Annotated in this window: 8 protein-coding genes; 3 read left to right on the forward strand and 5 right to left on the reverse strand. The window is 69.9% G+C overall.

Annotated features, from left to right (window positions below; translation table 11 throughout):
* Positions 1-8: 8 nt before the first annotated feature.
* The gene (locus JGU66_29640; GenBank protein ID MBJ6764947.1) at positions 9-983 is read right to left on the reverse strand and encodes an oxidoreductase; all 975 of its coding nucleotides are present in this window, start codon (positions 981-983) and stop codon (positions 9-11) included.
* Between the two features lie 256 nt (positions 984-1,239).
* On the opposite strand from JGU66_29640, the gene JGU66_29645 reads away from it, so the two are divergent.
* From JGU66_29645 to JGU66_29655, 3 genes are all read left to right on the forward strand, one after another.
* Positions 1,240-1,905 carry a hemerythrin domain-containing protein gene (locus tag JGU66_29645; GenBank protein MBJ6764948.1) on the forward strand — a complete coding sequence of 222 codons (666 nt, stop codon included), beginning with the start codon at positions 1,240-1,242 and terminating at the stop codon, positions 1,903-1,905.
* Between the two features lie 152 nt (positions 1,906-2,057).
* Positions 2,058-2,792 carry an SIMPL domain-containing protein gene (locus tag JGU66_29650; protein MBJ6764949.1) on the forward strand — a complete coding sequence of 245 codons (735 nt, stop codon included), beginning with the start codon at positions 2,058-2,060 and terminating at the stop codon, positions 2,790-2,792.
* Positions 2,793-2,975: 183 nt separating this feature from the next.
* Entirely contained in the window at positions 2,976-3,485 is a 510-nt protein-coding gene (locus JGU66_29655) for a hypothetical protein (protein ID MBJ6764950.1), read from the forward strand.
* Between the two features lie 13 nt (positions 3,486-3,498).
* Here the strand turns inward: JGU66_29655 and JGU66_29660 are convergent, their stop codons facing one another.
* From JGU66_29660 to JGU66_29675, 4 genes are all read right to left on the reverse strand, one after another.
* Positions 3,499-7,074, reverse strand: a complete 3,576-nt coding sequence (locus JGU66_29660) for a putative Ig domain-containing protein (GenBank protein MBJ6764951.1) — start codon at positions 7,072-7,074, stop codon at positions 3,499-3,501.
* A 181-nt stretch (positions 7,075-7,255) separates the two neighbouring features.
* Positions 7,256-10,780: an Ig-like domain-containing protein gene (locus tag JGU66_29665; protein MBJ6764952.1), complete on the reverse strand. Its 3,525-nt coding sequence runs from the start codon at positions 10,778-10,780 to the stop codon at positions 7,256-7,258.
* Between the two features lie 197 nt (positions 10,781-10,977).
* Positions 10,978-12,396 carry an IgA Peptidase M64 gene (locus tag JGU66_29670; GenBank protein ID MBJ6764953.1) on the reverse strand — a complete coding sequence of 473 codons (1,419 nt, stop codon included), beginning with the start codon at positions 12,394-12,396 and terminating at the stop codon, positions 10,978-10,980.
* Positions 12,397-12,445: 49 nt separating this feature from the next.
* The gene (locus tag JGU66_29675) at positions 12,446-14,020 is read right to left on the reverse strand and encodes a PEGA domain-containing protein (protein MBJ6764954.1); all 1,575 of its coding nucleotides are present in this window, start codon (positions 14,018-14,020) and stop codon (positions 12,446-12,448) included.
* Positions 14,021-14,056: the final 36 nt, after the last annotated feature.

A 14,056-nucleotide genomic window follows, 5' to 3' on the forward strand; every position in this document is an offset into this window, starting at 1 on the left:
CTGACGGGCTACAGGTCCAGCACCAGCCTCCGCGAGCGCGCGCGCGACACGCACACGAGCATGCGCGAGTCATCCGCGGACGTGCCTCCGAAGAAGGTGTCGCGGTGCTCGGGCGTGCCCTCGCAGACGCGGGTGAGGCAGGTGCCGCAGGAGCCCGCTTCGCAGTCGCTCGGCACCGTGAGACCATGCGCGCGCAGCACGTTGAGCACGCTCTGTCCCGCGGGCACGCGCACGACCTGGCCGGTGCTGCGGATGACCACCTCGAAGTCCTGCTCCTCCTGACCGCTCGCGGCGCCGATGCCCTCGGCGGTGAAGGACTCGAAGTGGACCTTCTCCCACGGCCACTTGTGCAGCGTGGCCGCCTCGCGCGCGGCCTTCATCAGGCCCACCGGTCCGCAGCAGTACAGCCGCGTGCCCGGACCGCGCGAGGCCAGCACGTCGCGCACTGGCAGACCCTGGCTGGGGTCTCCGCCGTCGTGGTGCACGTGCACGTTGCCGGCGAACGACGGAGAGGACAGCAGGTCGAGGAACGCGGTGCGCTCGGGTGAGCGCGTGCAGTAGTGCATGAGCCACTGCGCGCCGGTGCGCTGGAGCGCGCGCGCCATGGAGAGCAGCGGCGTGACGCCGATGCCGCCCGCGATGAGCACGTAGCTCTTGGCGAAGAGCAGCGGGAAGTCGTTGCGCGGCTCGCTCACCTCGAGCGTGTCGCCTTCGTGCACGCGCTCATGCATCGCCCGCGAGCCGCCGCGTCCGGCGTCGTCGCGCTGCACGGCGATGACGTAGCGATGCGTCTCCGTGGGGTCGTTGCACAGCGAGTAGGGCCGCAGCGCCCCCGCCATGCCTGGCACCGTGACGTCGACGTGTGCTCCCGGCTCGAAGGCGGGCAGGGCGCCTCCCTCCTCCGCGACGAGCTCGTAGGATTGGATGCCTTCCGCCTCACGCGCGATACGCGCGACCCGAACTCGCAAGGTACTTCCCGGCATGGCTTCCCCCCTCTTTCCGGAGCGCGCCTCACCTGTCACGGCGGGAGGTTCCGGTACGTGGGGTTGACAGTGCTCAGTCCCTGGCGTGCCGGTGAGTACCTTGGGGGGCAGGCGAGCTGATGGCGAATGGACGCTCGTCCGAACGTTTGTCCTGCACGCAGCCGAGGGGCCTTCGGCGGGGTCGGCAGGCATCCGCCATCCGCCATCCCCACCATTCCGAGCGGGTTGTCTCATGCCCCGGAGGGAGGCGTTGCTCATGGATGCCATTGCGTTGCTGAAAGCGGACCACAAGACGGTGGAGCAGCTCTTCCGCAAGTTCGAGAAAGCGGGAGACCACGCGCGCACGCAGAAGCGCAAGCTGGTGGACGAGATGGTGCGCGCGCTGTCCATCCACGCCGCCATCGAGGAGCAGGTGTTCTATCCGGCGGCGCGCGCGCGCGGAGACGTGCTCGTCGGGGATGTGCTGCGCTCGCTGGAGGAGCACCACGTCCTGAAGCTGTTGCTGGCGGAGCTGGACGGCATGTCCCCGGAGGCCGAGCGCTTCGACGCCAAGGTCCAGGTGTTGATGGAGGCCACGCGGGCGCACGTCGTCGAGGAGGAGCAATACCTCTTCCCCGAGGTGCGCAAGCTCTTCCGTCCGCAGGAGCTGCGGAGCCTGGGCGCGCAGTTGGAGCAGGCGAAGGGCTCGGCGCCCACGCATCCGCATCCGGGCGCGCCGGACACGCCGCCCGCCAACCTGGTGGCGGGCGCGGTGACGGCGGTGATGGACCTGGGGCGGGATGCCTTGCGCGCCGCGCGCCGCAAGGCGGGCCTCAAGGTTCGCGAGGCGCGCGATGCCACGCTGTCCCGCCAGCGGACCGCCCGCCAGCGCGAGACGGCCCGGGCCTCGTTCGAGATGGACCAGGGGCCGGCGCTTCACTGAGAGGCTGGGCTTTTCCCGCGGCGGCCCCCTGGCGCGCGGGGCGTTGAATGCCCCGCGCGCCGCGCCGTCCGAGCTTCCCAAGAGGGCGCCGCGATGTCCGTGGCGCTGGAACCCCGTGAGGCGACACCTTGAAGTCCTTCCGACCTGTCCTGATGGCCGCGGTGATGTCCCTGAGCCTTTCCGCGATGGCGCAGTCCCAGCCGATGAGCGCTCCCCTTCCTCCGCCGCCGCATGCGGACATCTCGGTCCGCACCATTCGCGTGGAGGGCACGGGCGAGGTGAAGGCGCAGCCGGATGAGGCGTACCTCGACCTGGCGGTGGAGACCGAGGGCGCCAACGTGAAGGTGGCGAGCGAGGAGAACGCGCGGCGGATGGAGAAGGTGCTCGCCGCGTTGAGCAGCGCGGGCCTGACGAAGCGGGACCTCCAGACGCGCAACTACAACGTGTACCCCACCTACACCCCGCCCACGCCCGATGGCGCCGAGCCGAAGGTGAAGGGGTACCGGGTCAGCAACCTGGTGACGGCGCATGTCACGGACCTGTCGAAGGTGGGGAGCCTGCTCGACAAGGCGCTGACGGCGGGGGCGAACCGGGTGGACTCGGTGCGCTTCGGGCTGACGCGGGAGGAGGCGGCGCAGGGGGAGGCGCTGCGGCAGGCGGTGGCGCGGGCGCGGCAGTCGGCGCAGGTGCTGGCGACGGCGCTGAACGTGAAGCTGGGCGCGGTGCTGGATGCGAGCACGGTGACGGAGCCGCAGCGCTTCTTCCCCATGAACCGCGCCTACGAGATGACGGCGGATTCGCGCGCCTCGGCGACGCCCATCGTCCCGGAGGAGCAGACGCTCCAGGCGAAGGTGACCCTGGTGTTCGCCATCGAGTCCGGGCGCTGATTCAGCGGACTCCCTGCCCCGAGCCAGGGCAGGCGGGGTAGCGAGCCCGTGAGCGAGTTTCCTGGCGCGAACAGCCCGGTTTGCGGCTGCTCGCGCCAGTCGCATGTTTCCTTGGAAGGGTGCGCGTGGCCCAGGTCAAGCCCGGGGCCAGGGGCTCCTTCTCCAACGCGGGAGACGGATGACATGCGACGCACGCGCGCGTGGGCGGCCTGGATGCTCGCCCTCGCGGGGCTCGGGCTGGGTTGCGGGCGAGGCCCCGAGGGCCCCTCGGCGAGGGACCGCGAGGGCCGCTCGAGAGTTCTCAACAACTTCCTCGCCGCCCGACAGAAGGTGGACGCGGATGCGCTGAAGGCAGCCGGCCCCGCGCTCCTGGGGCAGGACGCGGGCGCGTGTGAGGCCGAGGACTCGCCCGCCCCCTCGGAAGAACTCCGAGGCCGGGTGACGTGGGTGGGGGACGATGAACTCCTCTTCCGCGACACGACCGGCGTCGAGCACGAGGTCCTCGTGGCGCCGCGCACACGCATCCACCGCCGCAACCGGCCCGTGTTGCTGCGCGAACTCTCCGAGGGTCAGGAGGTCCGCGTCGCCTTCAACGTCACGTCCGGGGGCTGGATGGCGCGCGAGGTGGAGATCGTCCCCGCGAACCTGCCTCCCGCCTCGGGTGAGCCGGAGCACCCGATGTCCCGGCCCTGAGTCGCGAGCCGCGTCAGAACACGCCGCCGTCCGCGCGCAGGCCCGCGGACGAGGTGCGCCCAGGTGACAGCACGTTGTGGAGGACGAAGCCGGCGTCCAAGGTCGCGTCGGGGGAGCGGTTCACGGACACGTTGTCCACGGTGCTCGTGTAGCTCATCTCGTCCTCGATGCCGGCATCGGGCCGCTTCAGCCGCACGCTGTCGCTGGAGTTGTTGAGGGCCAGTCCTCCCACGGATGCGGCCACCGTGTTCGGCGTCCCCGGCGGGAACGCGGACGCGCCGCCGTAGATGACGAACGCGCGCCCCGGCGCCACGGTGGTGCCAGCTGCGAAGACATGGCGTGTGCTGAGGCTGTCCCAGAGCGTCCAGCCGGACAGGTCGGCGCTGACGGGGCCCGCGTTCACCAGCTCGACGAACTCGTAGGCCGTGTCGCCGGTGCCGCCATCGAAAGACGGCTCATTGGCGAGCACCTCATTGATGAACATGTGGGGCTGATCGCGGGTGAGCACCAGCGGCGTGTCATGCGTGGCGGCGTTGGACACGTTGCTCGTGTCCACCACGCGGACGCGCACGGTGTTGCTCACCGAGTCGGGCAGGGTCCACGGATAGGAGCCGAGCGCCGCGCTGACCGTGGGGGCAATCACCTGCCAGTGCTCGCCGTTGTCGAGTGAGAACTCCAAGCGCAGGGTGGCGATGCCCGTGGAGCGCCAGGCGATGGAGACCGTGCTGCCCGCCAGGTAGGTGCCGCCCTGCGGCGACAGCAGGCGGAGCGTGGGGCCGCCCGTGCTGCGGAAGTCGTAGCGGCTCTGCACGGGATAGTGGTCGCTGACGGTGTTGCCGTAGTCGGGCAGCCACGCATCGGGCCGTAGGACCACGACCGAGCCCGGCACATAATCCACGGCGACTTCATCCGTGACCATCGTGTGGTCGATGACGTCGCGGTAGCTCACCGTGGTGCGGTCGCCCGCGAGCGACAGGGCCTGGGTGATGAAGATGTAGTGGGCCGAGTCGTCGACGAGCGGCTGATAGGGCGAGGGCAGGATGGCGCCGAGGTCATCCTTGCTGATGGATTGATCCACGTCGTCGTTCCAGTCGCCCATGACGAGCACGCGCTCGGTGGAAAGCTCCGTGTCCAGGTACGTCTTCAGTGCGGCGCCCGCGCGCTGTCGCTGGCCGTAGGACACCAGGTCATCGAAGGCCTTCATGTGGACGACGATGACGACCAGGTTGGCGGTGGTGCCATGCATGGCCGTGGTGAAGTTCACGCGCAGGGGCGGGCGCCCGCCGAAGTCCGCGGCCTTGGTGGTGAGAATCACCTGGGCGCTCTGGAAGGTGACCGAGTCGTCGTAGAGGATGCCGGGCTTCTGCTCGCCCACCGAGTAGGACGAAGCGCCGCTGGAGACGAAGGCCGTGTTGTTGGCGAGGAAGCCGCGGTAGCCCGGGAGCTGGGCCTTGAGGGTGTCGAAGTCGGCGGTGTCGACCATCTCGACGAGCCCCCACACGTTGACGCCCGCGTCGCGGATGACGTCGCGCGCGTAGGCAATCTGGAGATCATCCGTCAGGCCACCATCCGAGGTGGAGTGGGGCGGGCCCTGGTTGGGCGCGCCGAACCACTCCAGGTTCCAGTGCGCCACGGTGAAGGGCACCGCGGGAGCCTTCACCGCGAGGGACAGCGTGCGCGAGTCACTGAGGTTGTTCGCATCGCGCACGATGGCGAGGAACGACGCCTGCCCTTGCACGGAGGGCGTGCCGGAGAGGACCCCGTCCGATGACAGCGAGAGTCCCACCGGCAGCGCGCCGCTGAAGCTCCACGTCAGCGGGAGCCGTCCGCCCGAGGCCGCGAGCGTGGCGCTGTAGGCCTGACCCACCGTCGCATCCGGCAGCGTCGAGGTCGTCACCAAGAGCGGGCTCGACAGCGTCAGCGTCAATGAACGCGAGGCCACGTGGCCATTCGCATCGGTGATGGTGAACGTCGCGGAGAAGGTCGCGGCGTCACCGGTGGGCGTGCCGCTGAGCACGCCGGAAGAGGACAGGGAGAGCCCCATCGGCAGACCGCCCGACGTCACCGCCCACGAGAGCCCGGCCTTGCCACCGGACGCGGTGAGGGTGGCGGAGTACGGCTGGCCAATGAGGGCGATGGGCAGCGACGCGGAGGTGACATCGGGAGGCGCGTAGACGGACAGCGCCACCGTGCGCGACGCGGTGCGGCCGTTCGCATCCGTGACCGTGATTGCGAGGCTGAAGCCGGAGCCCGTGGTGGAAGGCGTGCCGGACAAGGAGCCCTCGCTCGACAAGGTCAGTCCGGAGGGAAGCGCGCCCGCGACCGTGAAGGTGCGAGGAGCCTTGCCATCCACGGCGGTGACGACGTGCGCATAGGGCTCGGAGGAATACGCATCCGGCAGCGTCGTGGCGGTGGTGATGCTGGGGGGGCGATACATCGAGACGGACACCGAACGCGCGTCCGAGAAACCATCCGCATCGGTGACGCGCAGGACGAAGGAGGACGTGCCTGCCGCAGTGGGCGTCCCTTCGAGCGAGCCTGTCTCGACGAGGCTCAGCCCCGAGGGCAGCGAGCCACTGACCAGGACCCAGCGATAGGGACTGCGACCTCCCGCGGCGGAGAGCGGCTGACGGTAGGTGGCGTCGGTGTATCCATCCGGCAGCACGGTGGACGTGAGCGTGACGACGCCACGCACGTCGAGCCCGAAGGCCGCGGTGGCGGTGTGGCCGTTGGCGTCGGAGACCTCGAGCGTGAAGGTCGCGGTGGTGGCGGTGCTGGGCGTTCCGAGCAGCGTGGAGCCTTCCAGGCGGAGCCCGTCGGGCAATGCGCCCGAGACGAGGCGATACGACAGCGCGCCTTTGCCTCCCGTGCCCGGCACCGATGCCGAGTAGGCCGTGCCCACCACCGCGGGCGGCAGGTTGGACGTGGTGAACGCTGGCGGCGAATAGACCGTGAGCAGGAAGGGATGTGCAGCGGACTTCCCCTCCGCGTCTCGCGCACCCACGCTGAAGGCCCAGGGCCCCACCGTGATGGGCGAGCCCGTGAGCTGGCCGTCGGTGGTCAGCGTGATGCCAGTCGGCAGCGCGCCTTGAGCAAGCACCCAGGTGAGCGGCGCGACGCCGCCTGTCGCATCGAGCCTCACCGCATAGGTCTCGCCGAGATAGGCATCGGCGAGCACGGCGTCGGAGATGGCCAGCCCCGCGCGAACCTCGAGCGAGAGCTCCGCGTGCGCCTTCGTGCCGTGCGCATCCTGAACCTCCACGGTGAAGCGCGCGGTGCCGGAGACGCTGGGCGTCCCGCTCACCTCTCCCTGGGCCGAGAGGGACAGGCCCGAGGGAAGCGCCCCCGCGCTGACGCGCCATGCCTGCGGCGAGACGCCTCCGGATGCGGAGAGGGTCGCGCTGTAGGCCACATTCACCGTGGCGGGGAGAAGCCCCGAGGTGGTGATGGCCAAGGGCTCGTCATGTCCGCCATCGGTGACGTGGGAGCCGCCGTCCGTCTTCGGCGGCTCCGGATCCAACGGCTTGTTGCCAGGACAAGCAGTGAGCAGCAGGACGAGCAGCGGCACGAGGGCGCGGTGAGACGACATGACCCACTCCGAGCCGATGTGACACGCGGCTCACGAGAAGAAAGACCTTCACTCTAGTGGGTCAGCGTGTATCTCGCCTCCGAGTCGGCTCGGACCCGAGAAACAGCAAGGGCCGCGACTCCGTGAGAGGAATCGCGGCCCTTGGATGTTTCAACCGTGAGCCCGAGGGCTCAGCGGAGCACTACGGGTTCGCGGCGCCGAAGCTGGGCGCACCGGACACCCAGTCCGAGGCCTGATGCGTATTGGCCTTGCGCTGCATGCTGTTGCCCGCCTGGGTGCTCCCCGCGGCCTTCCACTCCACGGAGACCGCAAGGGCAGTCGGGGTCGTCGTGTAGGTACACAGCGCGCCGTTGCAGTCGGCCGGGAGCCAAAGGCCTTCTGCCTGGAGCGCTTGCAGCTTGGCCGGATAGCCACCCGGAGGGGTCGTCAGGTCGCTCTTCACGAAGGCCACCGCGTCCAGCGTGGACCCGGAGGCGCTCTTGAGACGCACCACCTGGTTGGAGAACGTCAGGTTGGTCGCGCCGGCGACGAAGTCCCAGGCGTTGGGGAAGTTCGTCGTGGCGGTGATCTCGCTCTTGCTCGCCGTCTCGGACGCCGTGGCGTCACCCTGAGCGGCGGTCGGGGTCAGGTGGACCACGATGTAGTCACCCGTCGCCACGTTCACATCCGGGAGCGTCGCCAGGGTGGCCACGGACGTGGACTCCTGGACGAGCGTGATGGCGTCGGTCGTGCCACCGCTCACCACGAGCAGCTCGATGAGGTCGCGCGAGGCGCTCACGTTCGGGTTGACCTCGTTGATCATCAGCACGGCGGGCACGCGGTAGCCCTTGAACGTCGCCGTGCCAGGAGCCGCGACCGCGCCGCCCAGGATGTCCTTCACCGAGTTTGCGACCGTCACCGTGTAGCTGGTGCCGCCCACCTGCTCGCCGGTCTTCACCGTCACGTCCTTGCCGGACACCGTGGCGCTGACGGCCTGGAGCCCGTTGTTGAACGTGAACTGGGTGGCGGCGTCCGTGATGCTCGCCGCGTCGATGGCGCGGTCGAACGTCACCTTCACCTCGCTGCTGGAGACGGCGATGGCGCTCACGGCCTTCGGGGCCGGGCAGGTGATGTCCGTCAGCTCCGAGCGGAAGTACGCGGAAGCCTGGACCTGGGTGGTGGTCACCGGCGGCGTGCCCGTCGTGCTGGTGAACTTCCACACCGGACCCGAGGCCAGGGTGAGCTTGCACGTGTCCGCGAAGCTGATGCTCGCGGCGATGGTGTCCGGGACGCGGATCTTCAGGTTGGCGTTGTTGATGCCAGTCGTCTGGAAGGTGAACGCCACGTGACCGGAGCCGCTGCTGGCCGTCGCGCCATTCTCGCTGCCCTTCAGGCGAACCAGCGTGCCGAAGTAGGTGTCCGCCTTGTCCAGCAGCTCCGTCGACGGGTCGCCGGAGCGATCCACCGTGAGGCCGGCCGGGGTGACCGTGTTGAGGCTGCGCACCGGGTGGCCCTGGCTGATGACCGTCAGGCCCGTGATGGTGCCGGCGGCCTTGATGACACCGCTCAGCGTCGTCGCCGCGCCCACCTTGAGGTTGACGCGGTCGCCCACCACCAGCGTGCCCGGGCTCGCCGCGACGAACATCGCGGGGCCGGTGGCCTCGGCCTGGAGGAAGTAGCCCGCCACGTCTGCGCCGGTCGCCGGCTTGATGTACGTCACGTAGGCGCCGTCGATCGCCATCGGCGGATCAAACGTCGCTCCCGTGGCGTTCTTGAACGCCTGGATCTGCGCGCTGGTCGAGGCCGCCGTCGGGCCCTGCGCGACGCAGGCCTTCGTGGCGCCGTCACACGTCAGGCCCACGGAGCAGTCCGCGTTGTCGCGGCAGATGCAGGCCTTGTTGTCGCAGACCGGCTTGTTCGGGTCCGTGCACTGCGCGTTGCCGAGGCAGATCTCGCACTGGCCACGGCCGTTGTTCGCGGTGGTGTCACAGGTGCGGCGGTCGCTGCCGGCCGCGTTGCACTGGGTGTCGCTCGTGCAGCCGCAGAGGTTGTTGTTGCACGCGGGCTTGCTCGCGTCGCACTTGGCGGCGTCCGCCGTGGTGCACTCGACGCACTGCGAAGGCGTCGCGCCCGTGTTGCAGACCGGGGTGTTGGGGTTGTTCGACGCGCACGAGGCGTTGTCGACACAGCCCTCGCACGCGGTGCCAGAGGCGTTGCACGTCTGGGGCTGCGTGCAGCCCTCGGCGCCAAGGCACACCTTGCACACGCCAAAGCCGTCGTTCGCGGCGGCGTCGCAGATGGCGGACGGAGAGACGCAGCCCAGGTCCTGACCGGTGGCCGCCGTATCCATGCACACCTTGCACACGCCGAGGCCGTTGTTGGCCGTCGCGTCGCACACCGAGGCCGCGTTCGAGCAGCCGATGGACGGGCTGCTCGCGGAGTCGAAGCACACCTTGCACACGCCCGCGCCACCGTTGGCGCTCGTGTCACAGACCGGCGCGTCCACGCCACAGCCCTGGTCCTGGCCGTTGCCCGTGGCCGAGTCGACGCACGCCTTGCACACGCCCGCGCCGCCGTTGCCCGTCACGTCGCACATCGGCGCCGCGGCGCCGCAGCCCGTGTCCTGGCCCGCGCCCGTGGCGGAGTCCACGCACGCCTTGCACACGCCCGAGCCGCTGTTGGCCGTCGTGTCACAGACCGGCGCCTGCGCGCCGCAGCCCGTGTCCTGGCCATTGCCCGTTGCGCTGTCCACGCACGCCTTGCACGCGCCCGCGCCGTTCTTGGCGGTCGGGTCGCAAACCGGGGCGGTCGCCGAGCAGCCCGTGTCCTGGCCGTTGCCCGTGGCGGAGTCCTGGCACGCCGTGCACGCGCCCACGCCGTTGTTGGCCGTCGCGTCGCAGAGGGGAGCGGTCGCCGAGCAGCCCGTGTCCTGGCCGTTGCCCGTGGCGGAGTCCTGGCACGCCTTGCACGCGCCCACGCCGTTGTTGGCCGTCGCGTCGCAGAGGGGAGCGGTCGCCGAGCAGCCCGTGTCCTGGCCGTTGCCCGTGGCGGAGTCCTGGCACGCCGTGCACGCGCCCGCGCCGTTCGTGGCGGTCGGGTCGCAAACCGGGGCGGTCGCCGCGCAGCCCGTGTCCTGGCCGGTGCCCGTGGCCGAGTCCTGGCAGCCCGTGCACGCGCCCACGCCGTTGTTGGCCGTCGCGTCGCAGAGGGGAGCGGTCGCCGAGCAGCCCGTGTCCTGGCCGTTGCCCGTGGCCGAGTCCTGGCAGCCCTTGCACGCGCCCACGCCGCCGTTGGCCGCGGGGTCGCAAACCGGAGCGGCCGCGGAGCAGCCGTTGTCCTGAGCGCCACCCGTGGCCGAGTCCTGGCACGCGGTGCAGACGCCCTTGCCGCTGCTGCCCGTCACGTTGCAGATGGGGGCCGCCGCGCTGCAGCCGTTGTCCTGGCCGTTGCCCGTGGCGGAGTCCGTGCAGGTCTTGCACACGCCGTGGCCGGAGCTGATGTCGCAAACCTCGCCCGTGGCGCACGCCGGCGAGCACGTCACGCCCGCGTCGGTGCCGGCATCCGTGCCCGAGTCAGGCTTCGTTCCAGCATCCACGCCCGCGTCAGTGCCCGCGTCCTCCTCCGGAGGAGTCGTGGAGAGGGTCTTCGCCTCGCACTTGTTCTCGACGCAAGCCCAAACCTTGTTCGCGCCAGGAGAGCCCTTGTCGCGACAGTCGAACTCATCCACGCACTCGTTTCCACAGCCCGTAACAACCGTGACAAACACGGCGGTCAAGAGAGCCGGAAACAAACTCCGTCTCAGCATGTAATCCCCTCCCTGGGATAGCGGTAGCGGCTCCCTTACACCCAATCCCAAAGGGGCGTCCAATCGCCAGCGGACATGGCACGGCCATGTCACGCCGGCTTGATCGGAAGACGGGTTATTCAGGGGGATTGATGAGCCGCATGCGAAGCGGGGCGTGAGTAGAGGTCGATGACCTCCGAGATGCCTCGCTGACACACCGCGCAGAACGGAACGCGGTCTCGCGTGAACATCACGCAGTCGAGCTGGGGTCGGTAGTACCCACGCGATTCATACATCGCGCCCTCGAAGGCTCCGACCTTGCCGGAGAACTTCTGAGAAGAGAGGAATTTCTCCTCCCAATCGCGCTGCGCGAGGAACAACGCATCCATCTCGCTCTCGGGGCGCTGGTCCGCCCGGATCTTCCGGCGCTGCTGCTGAACCTGGTTGGCGTGGTTGTCATAGGCCTCTTTGTTCCAGGGGGTCGGTGTGGCCGTTCCCGGGCTCACGAGGTCTTTCCACTTCAGCTTCGCGGGGTCCTTCAGCGCGGTGACGTTCTTCTCCCAGGGCTCCAGCCGGTCCCCGTCCGCGGGGCCGTAGACGGACTCGGAGGTGTAGTACTCGTCCGCCAGCCCGGCGAAGTGGTGGCCGAACTCGTGGACGAAGACATAGGGCGACCACAGGCTGTCAGCGGCCACGGTGCTGTAGAGGTTGTGGATGCCGCCTCCGCCGTAGGTGTTGCCGTTGACGAGGATTTCCACGAACTCGTAGGGCGCGAAGGCCGCCGTGTCGCGGAAGGCCTGGTTGTCGAAGGTGAGGACGTAGCGCTCGCTGCCGAAGGCGTCATACGTGGCGCCCACGGGGGAGCGCTTGTGGATGCCGGTGGAGGGCCGCGAGATGCCGGACTGCGCGGCGGCGGGCATCAGCCCCCACACGTTGAAGTCCGTCTTGCGCTCCTTGAAGGGCGAGAAGGTGAAGAGGATGTCCATCAGCCGGCGCGCGTCCTTCTCGAACTTGCCGCGCTCGGCCTCGGTGTAGCCGTCCCCCAGGATGAGGAAGTCCACCTTGCTCGCGGACGGCCCGTTCTCCATCAGCTTCAGCAGCGGGCCCGGCGCGGGAGGCGCCGAGGGGTCGACGAACATGCTCTTTGGATCCACGTCGAGCGACCACACCTCGCGGAACGCGTTGCGCGCGTCGCGCTTCTTCAGGATGACCTGGACGGGGCGCTCCGGCGTGGGGAAGCGCAGGGACTCTCCGAAGGTGCGGTGGAGCTGGTGGGCCTCGGGCGTGCTCTCCCACTCGCCGAAGATGGAGGCGAAGCCGCGCGAATACAGCAGGCGGTTGGTGTCCCGGTCCCGCACCTCGAAGAGGTACTTGCCCAGGTTCGTCTCGTCGATGGGCTGCTCCGGATTGCCGGGCCAGGGCAGTGGCTCGATGACGAGCCGGTCGAGGCTGAAGCGCTCCTCGGTGGCGTTGCCCGTGTGGAAGTAGTCGACGCGGAAGGTGCGGGGAGCCGCGGCCGCGGTGCTCGCCGCCAACAGCAAGACAATGAATGCGCGCATGCGGCCACTCTATGCGGCGGCCCGTGTCCCCGCTGGCGGGAATGTCGTGTCAGAACGCGCCTGACATTGTTGCCCATCCCCCAGTGTCATCCGCGCCCAGGCCCACCGTGACCGGCGGCGGAGCACCCGGAGTGGGGGAGAGCAGGAACAAGACGGCGCCCGCGGCGGCCGTGACGCCACCGCCGATGAGCAGCCCGGTGAGGACCTGGTTCTTCTTCACCAATCCCTCGCGCAGCCGCACGGCCTCGGCGTCGTCCGTGGTCAGCACGCCGCCGTTCTGCCGCTGTCGCTCCTTCAGCGCGTTCAGGTCCTTCTGCGCCATCCAGCGGACCACGCCCGCGCCTCCCAACGCGGCCGCGCCCACGCCCAGCGTCGCGTAGGACGCCACCCGCATCCTCGACGCCGTGGGGGACGGCGCGGCGCGCGACAGGCCCTCGGTGGCGGGCGACACGGGGGCGTCGGGCGCCAGGGCGGACGAGGGGGCGGCGGGCGCCGCGGTCGGCTGCTCCCAGGGAGCCTTCCCGCTGGCGTTCATCACCACGAGGTTGGACGGCGAGCGCCCCGTGGTGACGAAGTCCACCAGCGCGGACAGGGCCTCGGTCGGCGAGTCCAGTCCTTGCGTCTTGAAGCCCCCCTCTCGCAGCCGCTGGCCGCCCTCCACGTGGAGCACCGTGGCGGCGAACCACTTGGGGCCGCTGCTCGGGTGCTCCAGCCGCGCGAGGATGACCTCCTCCACGCCGAGCGCGCCACCCAGCCGGACCGCGTGCGCCAGGGTCCGCTCATCGCTCGGATCCGATGAGGCGAGGCACGGGAACGGGCTGCCGGACACGGCGCCCTCGAACGCGAGATCCACGAGCAGCGGCAGGTCCGCGCCCTGCACCTGCACCTGCCGGGAGAAGCTGTGCGCCCCCGCCTTCACGAGGGCCAGGTCATACGTGCCCGCCGGCAGCTCGAGCTGAAGGGGCGTCTGCCCTACCCGGAGCCCGTCCAGATACACCTCGGAGGCCGGGAGGGTGGACTTCACCGACACCTTCACCTTGCGCGTCCGCGTCAGCTCGCGCCGCACCTTGTCGAACGCCTGACGCACCGAGGGCGCGAAGAGGTCCGGGTCGAGCGGGTATTGCGGTTGGAGCCGAAGCACCTGGAGGAACGCGGCATCGCTCTCCTTCGCCTTGCCCTGGGCGCGGAGGTTGAGGGCGAGGAGGAGCTGCGCGTCGGCGTGAAGCCTCCAGCGGGCCTCGCCCACCGGCAGGCGGGCGATGTCATGCAGGGCATCCTCCACGAGCTGTCCCGCCTTGGCGTTGCGGCCCTCGTAGAAGTGATCCCTCGCGGCGTCGAGCTGGCGGCGAAGCTCCTCGAAGGAGCGTGCGGCCTGCGGGAAGAGTCGCTCACTCAGCTCCGTGGCGCCCAGGGTCTCGGTCTCCGCGCGGGACCGCAGCGCGTCGGCGAAGGCCTTGGCCTGGCTGCTCAGCTCCGCGTCCGCGCAGTCCGCGCCGCTGGAGATGACCATCCTTCGGGGAGCGGCCCCCGCGGGGGCGCTCGAGACGAGGAGGACCGCGAGGACACCGGAGGCCAGCCAGGGGCGCATCCAGGAGAGGAGGGGCAGGGGTCGCAGGAGGGGCATCGCAGGGGCCGTTTGCAGGGCGCATTCCGTCCGCCC

This window comes from Myxococcaceae bacterium JPH2 (assembly GCA_016458225.1).
GTDB lineage: Bacteria > Myxococcota > Myxococcia > Myxococcales > Myxococcaceae > Citreicoccus.